The organism is Gardnerella vaginalis ATCC 14018 = JCM 11026, assembly GCF_001042655.1.
GTDB lineage: Bacteria > Actinomycetota > Actinomycetes > Actinomycetales > Bifidobacteriaceae > Bifidobacterium > Bifidobacterium vaginale.
The window spans coordinates 1515703-1539599 of record NZ_AP012332.1; the positions used below are offsets into that span (position 1 = coordinate 1515703).

The 23897-nt window shown below is 42.4% G+C and carries 23 protein-coding genes, 1 tRNA gene and 1 pseudogene; 6 read left to right on the forward strand and 19 right to left on the reverse strand.

Annotation, left to right across the window (positions count from 1 at the left end):
- Positions 1-6: 6 nt before the first annotated feature.
- The 7 genes from GAVG_RS05870 to GAVG_RS05900 form a co-directional block, all read right to left on the reverse strand.
- Complete coding sequence (locus tag GAVG_RS05870) at positions 7-1278, reverse strand: DUF2318 domain-containing protein (protein WP_013399782.1); 1272 nt, start codon at positions 1276-1278, stop codon at positions 7-9.
- Between the two features lie 131 nt (positions 1279-1409).
- The gene (locus GAVG_RS05875; protein WP_004114233.1) at positions 1410-2042 is read right to left on the reverse strand and encodes an iron transporter; all 633 of its coding nucleotides are present in this window, start codon (positions 2040-2042) and stop codon (positions 1410-1412) included.
- Positions 2043-2114: 72 nt separating this feature from the next.
- Positions 2115-3851 (reverse strand): FTR1 family iron permease, encoded by a 1737-nt coding sequence (locus tag GAVG_RS05880; protein ID WP_009994324.1) that lies wholly within the window; start codon positions 3849-3851, stop codon positions 2115-2117.
- A 246-nt stretch (positions 3852-4097) separates the two neighbouring features.
- Positions 4098-4358: a type I restriction endonuclease subunit R, EcoR124 family gene (locus GAVG_RS05885; protein WP_116285252.1), complete on the reverse strand. Its 261-nt coding sequence runs from the start codon at positions 4356-4358 to the stop codon at positions 4098-4100.
- Between the two features lie 241 nt (positions 4359-4599).
- On the reverse strand, positions 4600-5364 hold the full coding sequence (locus GAVG_RS05890) for an ABC transporter permease (protein WP_004114222.1): 765 nt from the start codon (positions 5362-5364) through the stop codon (positions 4600-4602).
- 13 nt (positions 5365-5377) lie between these two features.
- The gene (locus GAVG_RS05895; RefSeq protein ID WP_009994320.1) at positions 5378-6103 is read right to left on the reverse strand and encodes an ABC transporter permease; all 726 of its coding nucleotides are present in this window, start codon (positions 6101-6103) and stop codon (positions 5378-5380) included.
- On the reverse strand, positions 6100-6864 hold the full coding sequence (locus tag GAVG_RS05900; RefSeq protein ID WP_004138603.1) for an ABC transporter ATP-binding protein: 765 nt from the start codon (positions 6862-6864) through the stop codon (positions 6100-6102). The genes GAVG_RS05895 and GAVG_RS05900 overlap by 4 nt, the downstream gene beginning before the upstream one ends.
- A gap of 139 nt (positions 6865-7003) precedes the next feature.
- Here GAVG_RS05900 and GAVG_RS05905 point away from each other — a divergent pair, with 139 nt between their 5' ends.
- Both GAVG_RS05905 and GAVG_RS05910 read left to right on the forward strand, forming a co-directional pair.
- A complete protein-coding gene (locus GAVG_RS05905; RefSeq protein WP_009994318.1) occupies positions 7004-7705 on the forward strand; it encodes a response regulator transcription factor in 702 nt (233 codons plus the stop codon).
- 6 nt (positions 7706-7711) lie between these two features.
- Positions 7712-9121: a sensor histidine kinase gene (locus GAVG_RS05910; RefSeq protein WP_013399787.1), complete on the forward strand. Its 1410-nt coding sequence runs from the start codon at positions 7712-7714 to the stop codon at positions 9119-9121.
- A 317-nt stretch (positions 9122-9438) separates the two neighbouring features.
- Here the strand turns inward: GAVG_RS05910 and GAVG_RS05915 are convergent, their stop codons facing one another.
- On the reverse strand, positions 9439-10479 hold the full coding sequence (locus GAVG_RS05915) for an FAD:protein FMN transferase (RefSeq protein ID WP_009994313.1): 1041 nt from the start codon (positions 10477-10479) through the stop codon (positions 9439-9441).
- Positions 10480-10502: 23 nt separating this feature from the next.
- Positions 10503-11753, reverse strand: a complete 1251-nt coding sequence (locus GAVG_RS05920) for a Fic family protein (protein ID WP_004138600.1) — start codon at positions 11751-11753, stop codon at positions 10503-10505.
- A gap of 440 nt (positions 11754-12193) precedes the next feature.
- Here GAVG_RS05920 and GAVG_RS07520 point away from each other — a divergent pair.
- Positions 12194-12358, forward strand: a pseudogene (locus GAVG_RS07520) (ATPase); the annotation flags it as partial.
- A gap of 254 nt (positions 12359-12612) precedes the next feature.
- Here the strand turns inward: GAVG_RS07520 and GAVG_RS05930 are convergent.
- The 9 genes from GAVG_RS05930 to atpB form a co-directional block, all read right to left on the reverse strand.
- Positions 12613-13344, reverse strand: coding sequence for a hypothetical protein (locus GAVG_RS05930; RefSeq protein WP_009994308.1), 732 nt, complete (start codon positions 13342-13344; stop codon positions 12613-12615).
- A 622-nt stretch (positions 13345-13966) separates the two neighbouring features.
- A complete protein-coding gene (locus GAVG_RS05935; RefSeq protein WP_004116284.1) occupies positions 13967-14281 on the reverse strand; it encodes a F0F1 ATP synthase subunit epsilon in 315 nt (104 codons plus the stop codon).
- Between the two features lie 2 nt (positions 14282-14283).
- Complete coding sequence (gene atpD / locus GAVG_RS05940; RefSeq protein ID WP_004120484.1) at positions 14284-15771, reverse strand: F0F1 ATP synthase subunit beta; 1488 nt, start codon at positions 15769-15771, stop codon at positions 14284-14286.
- A gap of 6 nt (positions 15772-15777) precedes the next feature.
- On the reverse strand, positions 15778-16782 hold the full coding sequence (locus GAVG_RS05945; protein WP_009993535.1) for a F0F1 ATP synthase subunit gamma: 1005 nt from the start codon (positions 16780-16782) through the stop codon (positions 15778-15780).
- A 3-nt stretch (positions 16783-16785) separates the two neighbouring features.
- Positions 16786-18447, reverse strand: coding sequence for a F0F1 ATP synthase subunit alpha (gene atpA, locus GAVG_RS05950; protein WP_013399323.1), 1662 nt, complete (start codon positions 18445-18447; stop codon positions 16786-16788).
- Between the two features lie 17 nt (positions 18448-18464).
- Entirely contained in the window at positions 18465-19046 is a 582-nt protein-coding gene (locus tag GAVG_RS05955; protein ID WP_004114200.1) for a F0F1 ATP synthase subunit delta, read from the reverse strand.
- Between the two features lie 75 nt (positions 19047-19121).
- On the reverse strand, positions 19122-19664 hold the full coding sequence (locus tag GAVG_RS05960; RefSeq protein ID WP_004116293.1) for a F0F1 ATP synthase subunit B: 543 nt from the start codon (positions 19662-19664) through the stop codon (positions 19122-19124).
- 60 nt (positions 19665-19724) lie between these two features.
- Positions 19725-19958, reverse strand: a complete 234-nt coding sequence (gene atpE, locus GAVG_RS05965) for an ATP synthase F0 subunit C (RefSeq protein ID WP_004105752.1) — start codon at positions 19956-19958, stop codon at positions 19725-19727.
- 90 nt (positions 19959-20048) lie between these two features.
- Positions 20049-20909, reverse strand: coding sequence for a F0F1 ATP synthase subunit A (gene atpB, locus GAVG_RS05970; RefSeq protein ID WP_013399324.1), 861 nt, complete (start codon positions 20907-20909; stop codon positions 20049-20051).
- A gap of 380 nt (positions 20910-21289) precedes the next feature.
- On the opposite strand from atpB, the gene GAVG_RS05975 reads away from it, so the two are divergent.
- A tRNA-Met gene (locus GAVG_RS05975) sits at positions 21290-21363 on the forward strand.
- Here the strand turns inward: GAVG_RS05975 and GAVG_RS07630 are convergent.
- Positions 21323-21574 carry a helix-turn-helix domain-containing protein gene (locus GAVG_RS07630; protein ID WP_116285258.1) on the reverse strand — a complete coding sequence of 84 codons (252 nt, stop codon included), beginning with the start codon at positions 21572-21574 and terminating at the stop codon, positions 21323-21325. The two genes, GAVG_RS05975 and GAVG_RS07630, sit on opposite strands and share 41 nt — an antisense overlap.
- Positions 21575-21734: 160 nt before the next feature.
- Between GAVG_RS07630 and GAVG_RS05980 the strand changes: the two genes are divergently transcribed.
- Both GAVG_RS05980 and GAVG_RS05985 read left to right on the forward strand, forming a co-directional pair.
- A complete protein-coding gene (locus tag GAVG_RS05980) occupies positions 21735-22568 on the forward strand; it encodes a tyrosine-type recombinase/integrase (protein WP_009993958.1) in 834 nt (277 codons plus the stop codon).
- A gap of 198 nt (positions 22569-22766) precedes the next feature.
- Positions 22767-23825, forward strand: coding sequence for a GumC domain-containing protein (locus GAVG_RS05985; protein ID WP_004109958.1), 1059 nt, complete (start codon positions 22767-22769; stop codon positions 23823-23825).
- The last annotated feature ends 72 nt before the right edge of the window (positions 23826-23897 follow it).

Here is a 23897-nt window from a genome sequence, read left to right on the forward strand (position 1 = left end):
GCACTCCTACTTAAAGTGCGAGCTAAGCACGTCTAAATCGGCTGTGTGAATGGTAATTTTGCCGCCACCAGCCTTGTATGGGAATGGAATAGGATTGCATCCGCCCTTAAAACCAATAGTCGCCAAATTTATTGCAACATCGCATTTTCGGCATATTATCTTGCCGTCTTTTTCGTAGTAGCCTGCGTCTCCACAATTTTCGCAAGCGTCCAAGCCCACTCCATACGCTCCACCATTTTTCTTGATGATTATAAAGCGCATAACAGTGCCATCTTTAGCTTTGTATTGGAATCTATGCAAGTGGCCATCGCTAATTTGCACAAAGTTGATTGTTGCTACGCCATCATGCAACTCGTACGGTTCTGGCGGCGTAAGCGTTGGCTTAATATTCATAAGAGACACGCCAGCAGTAAGCGTAAGTATTACTACGATTGCAGCCATTAGCGCCGCAAGCGCAGACCTTCTAGACTTGCGCTTAAACGCTCGCTTTGCGCGGATTTGTGCAGGATTTTCTCCATCTACAGGCGTCTTAAAACCAATTACAATAGACGCAAATGCAGGAATCAAAAACACGCAAATTTGCGCAATAATCATAAGCGGAGCGTTGTTTATAAGCCAAACAAGAATGCTAAACGAAAAATCGTCTATATACAGCAAAATACTTCCTTGCATAATTTGCAGCAGGGATGTTAAATGCTGAATTAGCAAAATTATTAAGCTTAGAATAATTGCGATTTTAAAGGCGCCAATACTCGCGGTTGTGCGCAAAGATCGCACCATAAGACTTATGCAAATCACAGCAGCCGCGCCAAGAATAAATCCTAGCGCGCGAAGAAGCATATCGGAAGTAAACGGAGGCGTGCTGGAGTCTACGAAAATCGTAAGCTGCAAAATCACGTCTGGGAGCGCGTAAAACACTGTAAACGCTAGGCAAAGCGCGCCAATTGCATTACTTATGTGCAAGGGCAGCGGATTTTTGCGCCATTTTGTAACCGTTTTGCCAGATGCGCCAACACAGGCGATTGTTGCAACATCTAGCGGAACAGCAATGCAAAGCGCTGGAAGATTCACAAAATTGCGCTGATTAATCACCACGCTTGCGCGCAAAAATGCAAAAACAAGAGCCGCAACTGTTCCAAAAATCAAACCAAAAAGTCGCCAGCGGCAGCTGATTGGCTTATCTCGTCCCTCGCCAACGCTTAGCGTTGCGCTTAATCCCATTGTAAGCAGCGCAAGAGGGAGCAGCCCTGGAAGTACTGTAACGAACATCCTGAGCATGTTCCCTCCTTTGCTGTTTACATGATTTTTGTTTTTTATTTATGCATTATGCATTATTTATGCATTATGCATTATTTATTTGTTGTTTTTATTCTTAAAAACTACCACTGGCAAAACTACCACTGGCAAAACTACCACTGACGTGGAGTGTACTTCCAATCGTCGAATGTAGCGGTAATTGGCTCAGTCCAGAATCTGCCAGTCACGCCCGTAGCAGGATCTACGTGAAGCATCCAACCCTTCTTTTCTGGCGATTCAACAGAAAGCACTAACTTGTAGTTTCCAGCCTTATCGAGCTTAACATTTGCGCCGTAATGCGGGCCGTCGGAAGCGTTCATTTGCATAAACGTTCCCTTTACAACAGCGTCGCCGCTCGCCTTATCAATAATTTGATAATTCACAGTCAAATCTGGAATAAACTCGCCCTTGCCGTAGCCAAGCTTTGTACCTTCCTTGTTTGCGTGAATATCTGCCTCAAGATGGAAGCTTGCCTCGCTTGCCTTTAAGCCCATGCCTGCTGGGACCATGTCAACTGGCTGGAAGTACACGGCGCCAATCGTAAGTGGGCCAATGTTCTGGTCTTGGTTAGGTCCAACTGGAACCTCTTCAAAGCCTTTGTCTCCGCCCTTATCGTCGGCCTTCTGCTCAGATGCTTGTGGCTTTGCAGCAGATTTTGCCGCGTTTCCGTTTGCACCGCAACCAGTGAGTGTTAGCATTCCTGCCAGCGCTAAGGCTGCAATTGCCATCATCTTTTTGTTCTTCATATCTAACCTTTTCTGTTAGTTAATTATCTGTTTATTATTGCTTGATTTTTAGTTTTGATTTTTAGTTTTGACTTATCCGCGAACGGTTGCTTGCGACTTGTGTGTGCGCAAAATAGACACGCATAGCAGTGCAATAACCACGATTGCAGCTACGACTTGCGCCGAAATCGTTTCAACGTACGGATAGAATCCAAGCCAATCGTTAGTTGGCAAGCCTTGAATATAAACCCCAGCGAGCGCATCACCCTCTATAAGCGCGTGCACGCCTCCGCCAGCAAAAATCACCACTAGGATACACATTAGAACGCTGGTTCCTGTAAAGAATGGGCGAATTGGTATGCGAACGGATGCGAAGCGAATTAGCAGGAAGATTACAACCAAAACAGCGGCTGCAGCTACAAACCCGCCCCAGATCATGGAGTCTGCTCCACTTGATACAGCAAAAATCGCTTGATAGAAGATTACAGTTTCTGCACCTTCGCGAAACACTGCTAAGAAGCTTAGCAGCGCTAGAGAAATCAGGCTTCCTTTAGAAACTGCTGCTGTCGTTTGGTTGCGAATATACTCGTTCCAAGCTTGCACAGAAGATCTTGAAATCATCCAATTGCTTGTGTACAGCAGCATAAGCATTGCAAACAGGGCTACAACGCCTTCCGTAATCTCTTGCTGCGGACCAGAACCGTTAAACAACAATCCAAAAAGCGCAGCAACAATAAGCGAAGCTATGATTCCTGCAACAAGCCCCATGTAAATGTACTTAACCATGCTCTTGTGCCCAGATTTAATAAGATACGCGATTATTGCAGCCACAACCAGCAGCGCTTCCAACCCTTCGCGCAACAAGATTATAAAAGCCTGCCCAAAGGAGCTTGTTATAAATTGCATAAACGGGTTGGCGTTAGATGCCGCTCCGCCGTCTAGTTTTGCTGCATCTTCAATAAGCATTGACTTAAGATCTGTCACGAACTTTTTTGTTTGCTCAAATGTTTTGCCATTGTTCATAGCCTGCCTGCACTCTTTGAACTGGTATTCAACAGTGCTTACCCGGCTTCCGCTTATTGCGTTCATCACGTTCTTCTCAAAACCAAGCTTTTCGTAATATTGGTAGTAGGCTTCGTTTACTAAATCAACAGCTTTGGCAACTTCTTGCTTGTTTCCTTTTGCTGCTTTGTACGTTGATGCAGATTTGTCGAGTATAACGTTCATTTCGCGCGCAACTTGGCTCCAAGTTCTGCCATTTCGCCCAAGATTTTTCTTTTTTGCTGCATCGAGCTTTTTACGCTCTTTTGCGATTTGCGTGCGCAACTTGGCTGCGTAAACATTCGGCTTATCTAGCTGCGTGTTTGCATCGAGTTGAGAAGCGGTTTGCGCAATATCTCTTTCCAGAGTAGATGCCACTTCACTAATCTGTGCGCTTTGATTTTGTTGATATACCAAAGTTTGCAGTTGCTGGAACTGGTCACTTTGCGACTGCACCTTATCTTGACCAATTGTGTCTCTAACAACGGTTATGAAGTTTGATGCTACGTATACCGAATTGTATGCAGCTTGGAATCTGGTTGCAGCTCCTGCCATATTTGCACTATTGTATTCGTTTTTACCTTGTTCTATTTGGCTTGTAACTGCTGAAGAAACTTCTGACCAACTGTTATAGGTTTTGTCAGCGTCAGTTGCGTAGGCTATTGTTGGCTCTCCAACTAATCCTACTAATCCGACTACTCCCATTGCACAACTTATTAAAATGCATATTGACAACAAAAATGCCGATGCGCTCGCAACTTTTTGGCGCGCTTTTGCACACGCGTGCATAATGTCTCCATATCTCCTTTGGCTCTAATCCCCATCGAGCGCACACAATTTTTTCTATTTTCGTTTAGTTTTAATCGTTCAAATTTTTTGGCGGCTTTTGCACGGTTTGTATTTCCGTTTTTATTCTGTTTAAAGTCGCTTCGCAAGTAACCCCATGAACATAATATCGATATATCAAGTAGATTGATATAGTTAGACGCAAAAAACACGCAAATATTACAAAAATGATATTGATAATGATAATTATCAATCTTTTTGCGAATCATATTGAGAAAAGCCAATAAGCCCAACAAACTCATTAAACATGTTTCTCATACTTTCTACAATGCGACTTTTCTTTTCAGCGCGCGCCTTAGCCGCAGCGCCATTGCTATAATCCGCAAGCTCTCGAAGCTCTTTTTCGTTAAGCTGCGCAATAAACCCTTCAATAAGCTTCTTTTTACTACGCAACTGCGGGCTAGCGTCAATCTCCACCCTAATAGAAGAAAGAATATTTTTATCTCTGATTTGTGTTGGCGTTTGTTGTGCGTGTGGGGGTTTGAGTGTTGAGTGTGTTGCTTTCGGTTTTGTTTGCTACTAGGGGCGTTCAAAACCGAAAGCTTTTTGTTTTTGTTCTATTTGTTTCCATACTGCGTTTTGAACGTTTTGAACGTTTTACGCGTTTTGTGTATAGCTAAAAACTTATACGCGATTTTGCAAGTCACATCTGCATTTGTTATTTCACTGCATTGTTATTTAGTACCCCTTATTATCTCATCTCTTTTTTGCCAAATTGTGTTATTGCAATCAAAAATACAAACACAGATATTGCAATTGCACATGGCAAAAATGGTATAAGATTAAATCCGTTTCCTAATCCTGTTGATGTAACTGCATGTAGAGAGCGGGAAACCATATATCCGCTGTAACAATAAGGATAAACTACCCAAAGTGGAGTATTTGCTATTAATACGCCAGGAATCACAAGAAGTATATTTAATCCAACGGATAACATTGACTTTTCAAAAAGAACAGTAATCGCCCACATGACTATTACGCTTGGAATCATAGTCAAAAACAGATCTAAACACCATTTTAGTAGATACATAATTGGGAGCGTTTCTGTAACTCCTGTGCTACTGGTTGCAAACAATCCTGCTATAACGAATACAGCAAAAAATACGACCATTTCCATAAGCAAATAAAATAATAGTACGCAAAATTTTGCAGCAGAAATCGCGTATCGACTAACAGGCAGTGCCAGCATTTTTAGTATTCCGTTATTGCTCGTTTCTCGTCCGGCAATCATCACGCAAATAACAATCATACTAAGAGGAAGCAAATAGTATGAATAGACTAATGCGCTTTGAATAAACATAGCAGCCCATGCGTGTGTATATTCTGGAGTGAAGTATCTATGAAGGCTTGCTACACCAGATCCAACCACAATTAGTGGCGCAATAAAAATCAAAGGAATAATTTTACTACGCTTTACTTTCTTAAATTCGATTCTAAGAAGTTCAAAAAATCTCATTTTCATAATCTCCTTATTCGTAGTGCAGGTTCTTAGCTGTCCACAATCCAGAACATAAAAACAGAAGTGTTTCAACTATTGATACGATTACGACCGTAGTATTAGGTTGCGCGCTCATGGCAACTGCTGGTTTTAGCATAACGATAAAAGGTGATGCCATAAAAAGCACGATGTCTGACGAAGCCAATGCCATGCCGCTTAAAAATCCTGCTACACCAATTCCAAGCGTCACCCACATGTTTTCAAATCGTGATGATACAAAAATCATAAAGGACAATACGGGCATTGATGTAATAAATGAATATGCAGCAAAAGATATAAGAGTACTTACATTAAACGTGCCTTGTGGCAAATCTGTTACACCGATTTTTGCAAGTGCTAAATTTTGTATGCAAATAGCGATTAGTAACAGAACGGTCAGCAGCATAAATTTGCATAGGTACATAGTTGGAACACTCATAGGAAGCATATGCATCTTTTTTACTGCATTTCCCTTAAATTCCATGTTGTAGATAATGCATGCGGCGACTATTATGCCGAACATGTTTAACACCATAATCATGCCGTAAAGCTGTGTAAGAAGAATATCCATAGGAGCTAAAGGCAGGTTTAATAATGTATTTTTTCGTACAATGAAATTCACAAAAGCGTACGCTGCTCCCATAATGCCAATAGCAATCATAAGAGCTATAAAGCCAGTTCTCTTGCATTTTTTTAGTTCGATTACAAGCGTTTTCATAGTCTTGCACTCTGCTTCCTGATCTTATTGTCTTCATCAATCATGGATAGGAACATATCTTCCAAATTGTCGGAAGCAAAACCAGATTGTAAAGCATGCTGTCGTAGTTCATCTAAACTACCTTCAAATAACAAGTGTCCGTGATTAAGTATTCCAATATCATCTGCAATAAGCTCAATTTCGGATAGCATATGAGAAGAAATAAGAATCGTGCAATCGTAAAGATCTGGCAACGACTTAATCAGATTTCGGATTTCATGTATGCCAGATGGATCTAGTCCATTTGTTGGCTCATCTAAAATCAAAATAGGTGGTCTACCAAGCAATGCTCCAGCAAGACCAAGCCTTTGCTTCATGCCAAGCGAATATTTTTTTGCAAGACGGTCTCCAAACTCAGAAAGACCCACTAATTCTAATGCGTCATCAACTGCACTCTTAGGCAATGCTAAAATGCGACGTATAATGTCAAGATTTTCTCTACCTGTTAGATTTGCATAGAAAGATGGCGATTCAATAAACGAGCCTATTTCTTTCAAAATAGGTATGCGGTCGGCAGGAAACTGCTTTCCGTCGATTGTAAACACACCTTTTGTTGGAGCCGTAAGCCCTAGGAGCATTTTCATTGTTGTAGATTTTCCAGCTCCATTTGGCCCAAGAAAGCCGTAAATGCTACCTTTGCGAATATGAAGTGAAACATCATTAACAGCAATAAATGACTTATATTTTTTTGTTAAATGTTCTGTTGTAACAATATTGTTCATGGCAATATCTCCTTTCAGGATTTATGATATTGCGTCAACCTTTCTACAACATTCTCTTCACCTTACATCTACCTTACATTTTTATGCGAGGTCAAAAAATGAATATTCACATGGCATAATATATGTTAGGGGGTTCTCCATGAATCTGAATGATTATTTATTGAACAAGCATCTGCTGCTTGTTGATGATGAGCAGGAACTTCTAGATATGGTTGTGTCCATATTAAACGAATACGGTTTTTATAATATAACGACTGCAAAAAGTATAAAAGATGCCGTAGAAGCAACACAAAAATTACGTCCAGAATTAGCAATCCTTGATGTTATGCTCCCCGACGGTAATGGGTTTGAGTTAATGAAGCAGATAAAACAATATAGTGATTGTCCTATTTTATTCCTTACTGCTTGCGGTGAAGATGAAGATAAGTTTAAGGGATTTGACTTAGGAGCAGACGATTATATTGTAAAGCCGTTTCTTCCAAAAGAGCTAACGTTTCGCATTATGGCAATTTTAAGACGAAGCTACAAGAGCGAAAATCCCATTGTTAAACTGAAAAATAGTCAGATTGATTTTTCCTCTGCCCAAGTAATAAAAAATAACGAACATATTCAACTCACAGCCAAAGAATATGATTTACTTTCTGCACTTTATAGAAATGCTGGATGCATTGTAACAATTGACGCATTATGTGAAGCTACATGGGGAGCTAATCCTTTTGGATATGAAAATTCTTTAATGGCACATATACGTCGTATAAGAGAAAAAATAGAACTCAATCCATCGCAGCCTGTTTCATTGGTAACAGTAAAAGGTTTAGGATACAAGCTGATTGTGGAGTAAAGCAGAATGAAAAGCATACCAAAACTAATACAACGCTTCATAAGTATTTTTCTACTAAGCACTGTGCTCATAGTATTAATGAATATTATTGCGCTTGTTGTACTTATAGGAAATTACGCTCCCGATAAAGAGATATCTCCCTATAACATAGCAAAAGAGACGGGAGAAGCATTACAATTATCCGCAAGTGGGGATTATGCATTATCAAAAAATATGTCTTCCAAATTGACAAATTCTGGCGCATGGGCAATTTTGATTGATAATAATACGTTAAGAGTCGTATGGAAAACAAAAGACGTTCCTGCAACTATTCCAAACGATTATACTTTGTCTGATGTAGCTAATTTGAGCGTTGGCTACATTGATGGTTATCCAACTTACACTGGTGATAATAAGAATGGAGTTGTCGTAGTCGGATTTCCGCACAAAAGCTTTTGGAAACATACGCGACCAAGTTGGAACTACAGTTTAATCTCAAATTTTCCACAGATTGTTTTAAGCGTATTCTTCATCAACATTTTGCTTATTCTTGGAATTTATTTAATAGCTAATATAAAACTACTAAAATCAATTAATCCGATTACAAAAGGGATACAACGTTTATCTAGTGGAGAAAGCGTGCATATTCCAGAAACAGGAGCGCTTTCAGAAATTTCATCTAATATAAATTCTGCTTCCGATATTTTGCAAATACAAAAAGAACAATTGAGGAAAAGAGAGACTGCAAGAGCGAATTGGATAGCTGGGGTTTCGCATGATATTCGTACGCCGTTATCTATGGTTATGGGATATGCGGGACAGTTAGAAAATTCTCTCCATATTTTGGAAGAAGATCGTAAAAAAGCAACGATGATTATTAAGCAAAGTGTCAGAATGAAAAATTTGATTAATGACCTTAATCTGGCTTCAAAACTTGAATACAATATGCAACCAATTATGAAAAAAGAAGAAAATGTTGTTGCTGTTGTTAGGCAAGTTGTTGTGGATTTTATGAATATGGGTATGCAAGATGAGTTTTCGATTAAATGGGAAACGGACGCAGAATTGACTGTTTACAATATTAATGTAGACAAAGATTTATTAAAACGAGCGATATCTAATCTTATTCAGAACAGCATATCTCATAATGAAAATGGGTGTACGATTTATGTATCCGTTGCTGCAAATAATAATAATTGTATTATTTGTGTTGAAGATAACGGTATAGGTGTTTCAGATGAAAAAATCGAAAAGCTTAATCATGCACCGCACTATATGATTTGCGATACAAGTACTGCAGAGCAACGGCATGGTTTGGGTTTGCTGATTGTTCAGCAGATTATTGGCGCTCATAATGGAACAGTTGATATAAGTAGAAGCAAATACGGTGGGTTTAAGGTTGAGTTAACAGTGCCAAGTAAAAAATGTGGGTTATAGGTCTTTTGGCCTATAACCCAAATATCCAGTATTTATTAGTTGTCTTTTTTGTACACTACTAGAAATAATTAAGCCACTATCTCTAAGATGTCGCATTAAAGAATCAACTGTTTTATAAGACATTACACACAATCTCCTTCTCTGCAATTTTTTACTTTACAGTAAAATTTATTTTACAATTTTACTATGCACGTTTGAAAGTGGAAGCTGATTGCAACGCTACCGTATTGTTTGCGTCTAGCTTCGATTCTTGCAAGCAAGCTAGCTCGCATAGTCATTATTGGGCATTAGTTGGAATTATTCAGCATTACTCAGCATCACTCCGCAAAAAAGTGCGCTGGGAATGCACGCGTTTTGCGAAGCGTTTTATTAGGCAGCATTACAGCAAACTCAGCACTGGTGGTTTGCACGATTTTTTGCAAATCGTTTTCTTGCGATACAAACAACGCAGTTGCGAGCGCATCGGCATAAGCTGTTGGGAAATCGCAAGTTTTAGCAGGAATATAAACCCAGCTTGCGCATAAATCGCAAGCAGGGATGCCATCAAGCGCATTAATCAAGTGAGTTGCAATTAAATTAGACTCAAAGCCACTTGCATCTTTGCCTAAGTAACTTGCATCTTTTACTTTCCAACACTTTCTCGCATTAGATGACGCACACAACGCTCCGCTTGCGATTGATGCTACTGCAACTGCTTGAGTTGTGTCAAACGGATTTTCCAGAGCCACTTTTATTTGATTATTCTCTTCGCTAAAACAAGCGCGCATATCTCCGCCAGCGTTAACCAAAAAATCAAAATCGGTACGCGAATCGCTATTCGAAGGCGAATCGCCACTAAGCTCCTCTTTAATAATCTGTGTTACAAGATCTACAAAATAGCCCTTTCCAGCTGCACCAAAATCAAGCTGCACTGGCTGATTCGTGTGAAGCGTTGTGCCGCCGTCATCTCGCGAAATATTCCCCCACGTAACTGGCAAAGCGCGGCGATAATTAGCCCAACTGTCACTGCTACTATTCTCATTCTTACCTGCACTAACTGCCGATTGCGGAACGAATTGCACAGAATTGTTGTAACCAAATGCAAGCAAATCCGCGCCAATACACGCGTCGAAAGCGCCGTGCGTAGCAGCGTAAAACTCACTATAAAGCGTAAAAAGTGGCCCAGCCCATTCTGGAAACTCAAAATCGCCGCCATCATCCGCACAAGCCATGCGCGAAACAAGCGAATCCGCGCGAAAGCGCGAAAGCACCGATTCGTACTCGTCAACAAAAGCGCGAATCCGCTTCTGCACGCGCTGCGAAATCGGCTTGCTGCTAGAGATAATAATCCCCGTTCCAAGCGCGCGCTCAATCGCCATTACGTTCCTAAACATCGCTTGCCTCACGCAAACATTTCATTCGCTTTTTTAGAAAGCTCATACCTAAGAGGGCGTTCGCCAATAGAATCAACCATTTCAAGCTCAATCAAACCGTTAAGCGCGCTCACAATCTTTCTCTCACCAATCTTCTCATCAATTGCATTACCAACGTATTCGCTTAGTTGCTTGCGAGTCATTGGAGTTGGATTATACGAAAAAAGCTTATTTTGCAACAAAATAGACAGAGCTTCACGCTGCACTTTAGAAATTTCTTCCTCTGGGAAAAGCTCACGCAGCTTACCCATACAGTAAATAATGTGCTTTAATTGCACACTAATATTCTCAAACACTTCGCTCTGTGCTTTTTTAATATATTCCAATATTGTGCAACAAAACATAGTTAAATCATTGCAATTAAACAGTTCTTGTGATTTAGAAAAAGCAGCATAGTATCCAGATTTTTCTGCGTAAATTATGGAGCTTAAGCTCAAAACCGTTGGCATTGAAAGCTGCTCATGCAATTGCAAAGCAAGCAAAAACCGCCCAGTTCTGCCGTTTCCATCATAAAATGGATGCACGCTCTCAAAAGCATAGTGGCACATGCACGCCTTGATAAGCGTTGGAACTTCGGCACTATTCATCAAATGCAATAACTCAGTTATATGCTTTTGAATTTCCGCTTCCGTTGCATCGCCATCGTGCACTACATTATTTGCACCATCACGAATACTTACTTTTCCACTCCTAAAAATCTCACCATCTGGAATATTATTTGCTTCTAATTCGCCCTGCATAATACTGTCGTAGATTTTTCGTATATCTTGCAAGGTTTGTGGAATCGAAGTGTCACATTCACTTGAATCCGCAAGCTCGAGAAAAAGCTTAGTAAATTCACTAAAACGAGTATGCTTATTCTGCTCGTTTGCAGCATCAAGTGCTTTGGAAAGCTCTTTTCTAGTGCTGTGAACACCTTCAATAATGTTGGTATTTTGCACTTCTTTTGCTATAAGTTGCATTAAATATTCGCGTTGAGCAAACCATGGCAAATCGTTCCACGCTTTTTCAATGATTTTTTCAGCGCGCATAATATCATCTATGTACGTTACAAGATCCGTTACACACATTGCAAAAATCTCATGGCCATCAAATACGATTCCAGAACGATACGTCACAGGATTATCAATGCGCAATCGATATTCTTCTTCCGCAATATCACAAGGTTTTGCATTACTTTTAGACATCGCAACTATTTTGCGTATTGTTTTGTAATCCATAATGCGACTCCATTTACGTTATTACGTTTACATTATTGCGTTTACGCTAGTGAAGATTTTGTAGTAATGTCTTGCAATGTTTTGCTTGCGATATTTTTGTTTACAAGCAAATAATGCATTTATTACAAAATGATTGCATAGCTAACGTAAGAATCTATTCTATACCTACATTTTGCCAAAATGAAGGCATAGCGAGTAAAAAACATTCATTTATACCGACATTTTGGCAAAAACGCACTATAGAAACATCGGCAGCGTCGGTAACATCAACATAACGCCACTCGTTTCGGCGTAGACAACACCAATGCTACGCACGCAAAAGTAAAGATTCGGGATTTTACGCAAACATACGCCCCCACTTTCAAAACTTAAAAAATATTAAAGTTTTGAAAGTAAAAATACGTGTTTGCTTTCAAAAGTAAAAATACTACGAGCTTGAAGATAGCATTAGTGACAATGCAACGTTGGAGCGCGAACTTTCGCCACTAAAAGCAATAAAAGACTCATACACTAAAATCCTACTTGCAAACACTCGCCACGATTCTTACGACGTTGAAGGAATCCACGCAATAGACATAGCACAATGGCTAATTGACGCAAAGTGAGTAAAACATAAAAAGGGTTTGTTAGAAGTAATCTAACAAACCCTTAAAACCAGAAGGAAGAATCCCGTCCCTAGCAGGAAACAACCAACCAGCAACAAGCATTAAGCACAATCAAACAGCAACCCAAACTCCACATGGTAAGAAAAGGAAATTTTCGGCAAACCACACAAAAACCCAAGCCACTATTTGAAAGCTTGTGATACGCGTGAAGCAAAACAACACGCGTATCACACGCTCAACGCAAGCCTTTTAACTTAGTGACGCATCTTGCGAACAGCAGCACCCATACCAGCAAGCATAGAAGCAGCCAAAGCAGTCAAAGCAACACCAACACCAGCATTACCAAGCTTCTCGCCAGACTTACCATGACCATTGCCACCCTTAGCAGCAAGCTCACCCTTAGCAGCAGCCTTATCAGCAGTCTTCACATGAACACCAGGAACAACAGGCTTTGTTTCAGGCTTGGATGGAGTATTCTTATCATCCTTCTTAGGAGTTACTTTCTTGCTCTCAAGCTTAGCTAAAGCAGCTTCATCATCAGCAAGCTTCTTCTTAGCAGCATCAACAGCAGCCTCAGCCTTATTAGCAGCAGCCACAAGAGCAGCAACTTGAGCCTCGGTAACTGCGCCTGCCTTAACTAATTGGTTCAACTTACCATCTTTGCCAAGAACAAGAACATGAGTTGCTTGGCTTGAATCTGCAGGAACAACACCATCAACAGTAACTGTTGCTGTATTAGTGTTAGCATTAGCGTAAGCAGAGCTTACCTTATCATTCCAGTCCTCAGCAGCTTTGATTTCCTGCTTATCCTGCTCGATAGTAGCCTTAAGAACAGAAGCATCAGTACCATCAGAAACCTCAGCAAAACCATTATTCTGGTTATACATTGGTATTAGAGACTCAGCCATTGCTGGGGTTGCCATTGCGAAGCCGGCAAGCAAAGTAGCGCCAGCAGCGAAAGCGGCGATAGCCTTCTTATTCATCATTTTAATTTCCTTTCTTCTTCTCCTCTGCGTTAGGGGCGCAGAGAAAAATTTGCTCCACAATCCACAACATATGGATAGTTGTTTAAACACCAGCCAAAACTAGGAGCAGCTAGCGTTTGCTTATTAACATACCCCCCCCCCGTTTAAAAAAGTCAAGAGGCACCCACATAAAACAAACAGAAAAAAATAATGTTACACACAAACTAATCCACAATAAAAACTATTTTCACCATAATATTTGTGGATTAACACTAATAAAACCGTAAAAACACATTATTTCAAGGTTTTTAAAGAATTTTCCCAGACTTTTCTCAGGAAACTACTCAAGCAAGAACACTAACACTATAAAACCATTGAAAAATCAACATTCCACACACATCACACACGCAACACGCCGACACCACGCAGCGCCACACCAACGTCAAACCAACACCACACGAAATGCCACGCTACAATACAATCGCTCACAACTAGATTCCCGCATTTGTTCCCTTTTTAGCAAAATAGAAACAAACGCGGGCAAAAAGAAACAAAAAGCAGGAGCCGCGATAAATAATCGCAAACTCCTGCTTATCTAGCGTACCTTATTACAAAAGTCAGCCTTAGATTAACTTAGATCACATTAAATCACCTTAGCGTTAGGCAACACATTGCCGTCCTTATCAACGTTACAACTGTGCTCAACAGCAATAGTAATATTGTCTGAGTCAACAGAAAAGAATCCGTCAGTCACCTTAAAAACATGACGAACGCCCTTCAAATCGTCAACCTTTACAAATCCGTGATCAATCAACGCAAGCACAGCCTCATGCCCAGGAAGAACACCCATTGCGCCATTCACAGAAGGAATAACCACAAACTTGGCATCGCCTTCCCAAACAGGATGCCTGGCTGCAACCACACTAACGTGCAGCGTTTTCACTTGCTTTTCTGCCATAATCACGCACCAAACTCTTGCTTCATATCGTGCCAACGACGCTCAAGATCATCGATGCCACCAATGCCAGAGAACGCCTGCTCAGGAATCTCATCGTAAGTACCATTGCAAATTCGCGTAAACGCCTCAATGGTCTCATCAGCTGGAACATAAGAACCTGGACGACCAGTGAACTTTTCAGCCACATAGAAGTTCTGACCAAGGAACTGCTCAATCTTACGAGCACGGCTCACAGTGGTCTTATCTTCCTCACCAAGCTCATCAATACCAATCAAAGCGATGATGTCCTGAAGCTCCTTATTACGCTGCAAAATAGCCTTCACACGATTAGCGCAATCGTAATGAGCCTGACCAACATAACGCGGATCAAGAATTCGCGAAGTAGAAGTCAAAGGATCCACAGCTGGGTAAATACCCTTAGCCGCAATATCACGCGAAAGCTCAGTAGTAGCATCCAAATGTGTAAATGTTGTTGCAGGTGCAGGATCAGTGTAATCATCTGCAGGCACGTAAATAGCCTGAAGCGACGTAATAGAATGACCACGCGTAGAAGTAATGCGCTCCTGCAACGCACCCATTTCATCCGCCAAGTTTGGCTGATAACCAACTGCAGAAGGCATACGACCAAGCAACGTAGAAACCTCAGAACCTGCCTGAGTAAAGCGGAAGATGTTGTCGATAAACAGCAACACATCCTGATTCTGAACATCACGGAAATACTCAGCCATAGTCAAAGCAGTAAGAGGCACGCGAAGACGAGTCCCAGGAGGCTCATCCATCTGACCAAAGACAAGCGCTGTTTTCTCCAAAACGCCAGCCTCAGCCATTTCGCCAATCAAATCGTTACCCTCACGAGTACGTTCGCCAACGCCAGCAAACACAGACACACCACCGTGATTCTGTGCAACGCGCTGAATCATCTCCTGAATCAACACGGTTTTACCAACGCCTGCGCCGCCGAACAGACCAATCTTTCCTCCCTGAACGTAAGGCGTAAGCAAATCGATAACCTTAATACCCGTTTCAAACATTTGAGTCTTGGACTCAAGCTGATCGAAAGCAGGTGGGTTGCGGTGAATTGGCCACCTTTCAGTAACCTCAATGTTCTCGCCTGGCTTAGCGTTCAAAATGTTACCAGTTACGTCAAAAACATGACCCTTAGTAATATCGCCAACAGGCACAGAAATTGGTCCACCAGTGTCTCTAACTAAAGCACCACGGACCAAGCCGTCCGTAGGCTTTAAAGCCACTGCACGCACAGTGGAATCACCAAGATGCTGCTCAACTTCCAATGTAATCTCGTGAACAGTATCTCCCTCCGTGTTTCCAACGGTGTTGATATCCACTTTGAGCGCATTGTAAATATCTGGCAGATAGCCGACTGGGAATTCAACGTCAATCACGGAACCCTGAACACGGGTTACGCGACCAGCCGTTGGATCGGCTTCCTTTGCATCTTCTGGAGGTGCTGTGGTCTGATCTTCAGCCATATGCTCCTATTCCTCCTCATTATTCAGCGCATCAGCGCTGCCGATAATCTCGGTAAGTTCTTGTGTGATGGAAGCCTGGCGAGAAGCATTAAGCTTTCTTGTCAAATCCTCCACCAAATTGCGGGCGTTATCTGTAGCCGTATGCATAGCATTCTGTCGACTAGCTGTTTCGGAAGCAGCAGAAGTAAGCAAGCATTCGTGTATACGCGATTGAATATACTTTGGCAAAACCGCATCCAACACTTCGCCTGGACTTGGCTCAAAGCAATATTCCACAGCGTCCGGATTGCTGCGGCTAACCGCTTCTTCTCGAGCCGAAACCGCACCCGTAGACGAAAGCGAAGCCGAAGGACCAGAAGCTGCCTCGTAATCTGGACGATGCATGGCAAACTCTTCGCCGTCCTTTAAAGGAACCAGCTCAACTGGAAGCATGCGCAGCGTACGAACCTTCTGCCTCACCATGTTTATAAACTCGGTGAATACAATGTAAAGCTCCGAAACTCCTCCATCTTCTTCTGGAGTCATATACGCATCCATTAAAGTATCGGAAATTCGCTCCGCAATAGTCACATCAGGATGATCAGTAGACCCTTCCCAGGTGCCTGCAACATCGCGATTACGATACTTGTAATAGGTTGCGCCACGGCGACCATACACGTACAGCTCAGCGTGCTTTCCTTCCGCATCCAACTTTGCGAGCAACGCCTCGGTTTCTCGAATAATCGAAGACGTAAACGCGCCAGCCATGCCACGGTCTGAAGTTAACGCCAACACGGCTACGCGATTACCCGAACGCTCTTTACCAAAAATAGGATGCTTAATATTCGCTTCATGATGAGCTACCAACGCCTGCACGGCATCGAAAATTGCGTCGCTATAAGGCTTAGCATTTAGAGCGATATCACGCGCTTTTGCTATATGAGAAGACGCAATCATTTCCTGAGCCTTAAAGATTTTACCTAAAGACTGTGTGGAAATAATTCTCGATTTCAATGCAAGTTGGGAGGACATACGCTACTTCCCCTCAGATTCACGATTATCCGACTTCGGCTTTGCAACAAGCTGCTCTTTTTCAACTGGAGCAGGGTTTTCAGCTGGAGGCAGAGAATCCTTAACAATCAAAGGCTTACCTGCAGAAGTCTTAAACATCCTACGGAAGTCGTCAATTGCAGCATCAAGCTTCGATTCTGTTTCTTTAGTGAAATCTTCAGTATCGCGAATCACTTGCAAAATGTCGGTTCCCTTATCGAGATAATCCAATAATTCGCTTTCAAAACGCAAAACATCTTTTACAGGAATGTCGTCTAACTTTCCGTGTGTACCAGCCCACACAGAAACAACCTCTTGCTCCATGGAACGAGGCGAGAACTGCTTCTGCTTAAGCAACTCGGTTAAACGAGCGCCACGAGTGAGCTGTGCTTTGGAAGCTGCATCCAAATCGGAAGCGAACATTGCAAAGGATTCCAAAGACTTGTAACGAGCCAGCGAAATCTTAAGCATGCCAGAGACCTTCTTCAAAGCCTTAGCCTGAGCTGCGCCACCAACACGAGACACGGAAATACCAACATCGACTGCTGGACGCTGACCTGCGTTGAACAAATCGGACTGCAAGAAGATCTGACCATCGGTGATAGAAATCACGTTGGTTGGAATGTATGCAGAAACGTCGTTTGCCTTGGTCTCAATAATTGGCAAGCCAGTCATTGAGCCGCCGCCCATATCGTCGGAAAGCTTTGCGCATCTTTCCAGCAGACGAGAGTGAAGATAGAACACATCGCCTGGATACGCTTCACGCCCAGGTGGGCGACGAAGAAGCAAAGAAATCGAACGATATGCTTCTGCTTGCTTAGACAAGTCGTCGAAAACAATCAAAACGTGCTTGCCGTTGTACATCCAATGCTGACCGATTGCAGAACCAGTATAAGGCGCAATGTACTTAAAACCTGCAGAATCCGAAGCTGGGCTTGCAACGATTGTTGTGTACTTCATAGCGCCTGCTTCTTCGAGGCTTTGACGTACAGCAGCGATTGTTGAACCCTTTTGTCCGATTGCTACGTAAATGCAACGGACTTGCTTCTTTGGATCTCCACTTTCCCAGTTTGTGCGCTGGTTAATAATCGTATCGATTGCGATTGCTGTTTTACCAGTTTGACGATCGCCAATAATCAACTGACGCTGACCGCGGCCAATTGGTGTCATTGCGTCAATTGCCTTTAAACCAGTAGACAAAGGCTCGTCCACAGGGTGACGATGGATCACGTCTGGAGCCTGGGCTTCAAGAATACGACGCTCCTTGCATTCAATCGCACCAAGACCATCAATTGGATTACCCAATGGGTCTACTGTACGACCAAGATAGGCGTCTCCCACTGGCACCGATAACACTTCGCCAGTGCGGTAAACTTCCTGCCCTTCTTCAATGCCCGTAAAATCGCCTAGAATAACCACGCCGATTTCGTGAGCATCAAGGTTAAACGCTAAGCCAAGGGTGTCGTTTTCGAAGGTGAGAAGCTCGTTTGCCATGCAGCCAGATAATCCAGCTACGTGCGCAATGCCGTCACCAGCCGTAACAACATAACCAACTTCTTGTGTTGGCATGTCTGCCGGCTTATACGAGTCAACGAACCCGTCAAGTGCCTTGCGTATAAGGGCGGGATCAATAGATAGTTCCGCCATAATTCTCCTTATTTAACTTATTTCACTGCCTGTGTCCAAGCACCATTTCGCGCAGAACGCTGCAACTGCTTAAGCTGCATCAACATTGTGCGGTCTGTTACTTGATCGCCTATACGTATTCGCATACCACCAAGCACGTTTGGATCCACAATTGGGTTTATGTAGGCACGATGACCCAACTTGTTGCTGTAAATCTCAATCAAACGCTTGATTTGCTTATCCGTAAGAGGCTGAGCGGTTGTAACCGTAACCAAAGTTTCGCCTGCTTCGCGCTCAAAACCAGACCATGCGCCTCCAAAGCTGCCCGTCTTGCCACTTTCGGCGCCGCCATGCCAAGTACCTACAAGATAGTGCATAATGCGCAATACAACAGGATGCGCCTTACCTCCAATAAGCTCGTCAATCAGTCGCGACTTATCTTCCGAAGACCTATTTGGATCGGTAATAGCGTCAGAAAGCTCTGGGTACTTTTCTAGCGTATCCATCATTGTTGAAAGCTCATCAGATATGCGCTGAGCTTCGTCATGAGCATCTGAAATGGCTTGCGCAAGCGAAGAACGCGATAAGTTTTCGCTTACTCGCGATGCCTTTTCTGGCATTCTTACCTCCTAATTCATGCAAAACTTAAGTAGCAATTAAGTAATACTAAAAAATCGTTTTAGCTACTCTTTTAACTACCTGTTTTGACCCGAACTCTTAACGTCTCCCACTTCATCAATAACATGATCAATGATTTTAGAGCCTACAGTATCGTCATCTAGCTTAGACGCAAGAATCTTTCCAGCTAATGCTGCAGCGAGTACCGATACTTCTCCTTGGAGGCTGGACATGGCATGCTTATGCTGAGCCTCAATGGAATACTGAGCTTCGCTAATGATTTTCGCAGCGTCCTTTTCAGCACGCTGTCTTGCTTCATCAACAATCTTGGAAGCTTGTGCACGAGCCTGTTCGCGAGTCTTTGCAGCATCTGCTTGAGCTTGGGCGAGTTCTTCTTCCATCTGGCTTTTTAACTCATCAGCTTCACGCTGCACGTTTGCTGCTTTAGACATTCCGCCTTCGATTTTCTCTGCACGCTCATCAAGAATTGCCTGGAATTTAGGCATAACGAACTTGTAGAAAAACGCTGCAAGAACAACTAAAATAACCAGCGACCATATAACGTCGTAAGGCTCCGGCAAGAACAACGCCAGTTTATTAGTTTCGGCTGCATATGCCATGGCTTGTCCTTTCTATTCTTTCAACACTTGTATGCGTTGGAACGAGTTGTTTCGTTCGGTTCAGCTTCCCATAATGTAGGCAACGAATCCGAGCAAGCCCAGAACCTCGATGAATGCCAAGCCAATAAACATGAACAACTGAATACGGTTGCCGACTTCTGGCTGGCGTGCAGTGGATTCCATAGCCTTGGATACAACCATTGCCATTCCGATAGCAGGGGAAAGAGTAGCAACGGCAAAGCCGAGAATGCTGAGGTTGCCCGTCAATCCTGCGAGAGCGATGATACTATTCATTGGTTTCCTTTCTTTAGGAACAGTAACCAGTTATAAACCCTAAGATTATCAAACCTGACTTATTTGTTTGCTTTAATTAGTTTTACCTATTTACGCAATAGCAACAGCAGATTTTTCTTCTTTCTCAGGGTAACTTTCCGAAATATATACAGATGCAAGAACGGTAAAAATAAACGCCTGCAAGCCTGCGACTATTATTTCGAATACTGTAAACAGAATGCCACCAAGCAGCCATAATGCACCGCCTAAGGCAAGGAGTTTATTGCTGGAATCCACCACAAAGAAGTTGGTGAATACTAGGCAAGTGGCCACCAGCAAATGGCCAGCAATCATATTCGCAAACAAACGGATTGTAAGCGAAAGTGGTCGCACAATCAACAATTCCAGCAGCTGCAATGGCGTAAGAATAAAGTAAATCGGCCATGGCACGCCTGCTGGGAACAAGGATTCGCGGAAGAACGTTAAGAATCCTTTTTCTCTAATTCCAGTGATTAAGTATTGGCATACAACCCAAAGAGCAAACACTAATGGCCCTGTAATAGTTGCTGTTGCAGCCATATTTAAGCCTGGAATAACTGAGCAAAGATTAAAGAAGAATATTGTTATAAAAAGAGTTGTTATCATTGGCACATAACGCTTGCCGCGCTCTTCGCCAATCATTTCGTACACAATGTTGAATCGCACAAAGTCCATTAGAATTTCTAGTACGCTTTGGAATCTTCCTGGAACCACTTTTGCGCGGGTTGCGCCAATGCCAAAAATAATCATAACGATTACGGCCATAATAAGACGCACCATAACAATTCGATTCATGGCAAAAGGTGTGCCTTGGAATAAAATCTCTGGCGGCAAAAAGTCATTAATGCTTGGCATCTCTGGCTTTGCTGAAGCTAGCAGCGCCGCAACATTTATATGCGCAGCTTTCGCTAAAACTTCGATAGCTCCACTCATTCGTGCCTCCTTGTAGGACTCTTTTACAATACAGCTGCGTTAAGTATAAAGTTATTCACAAGCTAGTTTGTAAAACCGTAAATCCTGTAAATTCATTCGTTGACATATGTGCGAAACGAAAATATATCTCTAAAAAGCTGATTCTACTCTTAGTTTGTACATTTGAGTTATATTTGAGTTATATTGCTGATTATTAACGAGTGTTGCGATTATAGCAAGCATGCAAATTCTTAATAACTCGCTTTAGTCACTTGTTTATTATACTCCACATTTGTTTAGAATTAAACTATTTACGCGAGAAACTTACGCGAGAAACACGCCGAGAACTTGACAAATCGCAATTTGCACCTATCGTAGATAGAGCTGCTAAAAGTAGCCGACGCGGGGTGGAGCAGCTCGGTAGCTCGCTGGGCTCATAACCCAGAGGTCCATGGTTCAAATCCATGCCCCGCTACGAATAAGGTCGTAGGTTCTACTTTTAAGAATTCTGCGGCCTTTTCTATTTCCGGAACACGCCATGGAGTGGCTTCATTTAATCTCATATTGACCGACGGTCGTGTCATATCTAATACTTCCGCCAATTCATTTTGCGTACGTCTTTGACCCGCCAAAAGCATACGAATATTCATTGTCACAATCTGATTCAATGTCAAATCCATTATCATTCATCTTTCTTTCCTAAAACCAACTAGCCTTTTCATCCTATCGGTTAGTTACATATATAGTATATCACATATTATGTATTTGTAAAAAAAAACGGACTTGAAACCGTGTAACGAAACAATACGTAAAATCTTTTCTCTACGTATTCTAGTCTATGTTTTTATGTTAAAAATCAAAAGAAAACTACTCCCTAATAGTTGGGAAACATATGTTACACATTGGCTGGAATATCTTGAAGCAAGTGGATATACAGAAGATACGATTAGATGCCGCTACTACAAAATCAGTCGGCTTGCACGCCTACTTAATCAGCCACCAGAAGATATTACAGGACAACAACTTGTTGAGCTTTTTGCACACCAAGACTGGAAACGAGAAACGCGCAAAGGTTATTCTTCAACAATACGCTCGTTTTACTCATACATGATTGAAGAAGAAATTATTGATGTCAATCCAACAGTAAAGTTACCTAAAATTCGTAAAGAATACGCAATACCTCATCCATGTCCTGATTACATCATTCGTGGTGCTTTAGCCCGAGTTAGAGGTAACAAGGAGTATGAAGCCATGCTCAGGCTCGGGGCAGAATGTGGATTACGACGTAGTGAGATAGCACAAGTATCTTCATCCGATATTATGATGCTTAATACTCATCCCCAGCTTCTTGTACACGGTAAAGGACGCAAAGAACGCACTGTCCCCATCGCGCCAGATCTCGCACAAATCATCGCCAACAAGCATGGATACATGTTTCCTGGCAGATGGACCGGTCACGTCGAAGCATCCTATATTGCGCATCACATCTCTCAGCTTCTTGGTAACGGATACTCCACACATAGTCTCAGACATCGATATGCCACTAATGCATATGAAAGTACACACGACCTTCTCTTAGTATCTAAACTCCTTGGCCACGCTAGTGTAGAAACCACTCAAATATATATCAGTCTCACATTCCCTGATAGCAGTGCCATTACAGAAGCTGTTCGCCTCTAAAACAAGACAATATGAGGGGAGCACACGAGCATATTGACTTTATATCAAAAAGTTGCCAATCGTATTCTCACTACTATGTATAAAGCAAAAGTTATCGAGATTAGGAAAGAAAAATTAGAACGACACTAAGTATGTATATATCTTTCACCTGAATATTTACGTATAGTAAAAACATAGATAGAAAGACGAAGGATAATTATGGCTAATATGGATAAAAATCAGATTATTAAACAAGAAACCGAGATTACGAGACTAGATGCTATTTCTGGTCGCGGTGACCAGAAGCCAGGGAGCAAGAAGAAGCGTAAGCTTATCATCATTGCTACTGCGGTTGTTGTAGTTATAGCTTTGCTGGTTGCGAGTATGCTGGGTGTGAAGTCTTTAAGAGATTCCAAGACTCAAGCGTGCATCCAGGCAAACAGTGCGTACGCCAAAGCGTGGGCACAGTACGAGAAGACACGCCAGGATGCTGATGAAACTGCTAAGACTGTGACTAGTGTGGAGCAGGTTGCAAACGCTAAAACCTACACCACATTCACAGCCCAGCATGCTAAGAGTAAAAAGGTAAGTAAGGCGCAGTCTTTGAATTGTGCTATCTCCTACACTCAGGCTTTCAACGCGACCATGTCTAGTCTTGATAAGACTACAGCACAGCTTAATAAGACCACTAAGGCTCTGAAAAACTCAGTCGTTCAGGTCACAAAGTCGAAGAATGTGAAGGATCTTGAAAATGCTAAGAATATGGTGAAGGCGAAGCTTGATGAGATGAATAATCTGCTCTCCTCATCAGACGGTCAAGTGGCTGATAATGCTACTCGTGATAACCTGCAAAACCAGATAAACACGCTTACCGCAGCGTTGAATGATAAGAAAGCAACCGTCGAGTCTTTGACTAAGGCTCTTGAGCCAGTCCAAGGCGCAATCGACAGTGTAAACGCAAGTATACAAGCGAAGCAGCAGGCAGACGCTGCCGCAGCGGCTGCGGCGCAAGCAGCTCCGCAGGCTCGTTCCCAGTCTGCGGCTCGTACTAGCTCGGGAGCTCCTCGTTCAAGTACTCGTGGTGGGTCTTCTTATAGTGCGCCAGCACAGAATAAGAATTCGGGTGCGGTCGACTGGGATAAATACCTTGCTGACGGGAAAGCATATAATGAATTACATAGAACACCTAATCAATGTCGATATATCTATCGCTGTGGCACTGGATGGAATACCGATGGAACACCAGATGGTGACGGTGATGTAACTAATAGCAAATAGTTTCCATCTTTACTCATTTTCCCTTTACATAGTGGTTGGTTTTAGACGACTTCTAAAACCAACCATTTTTAT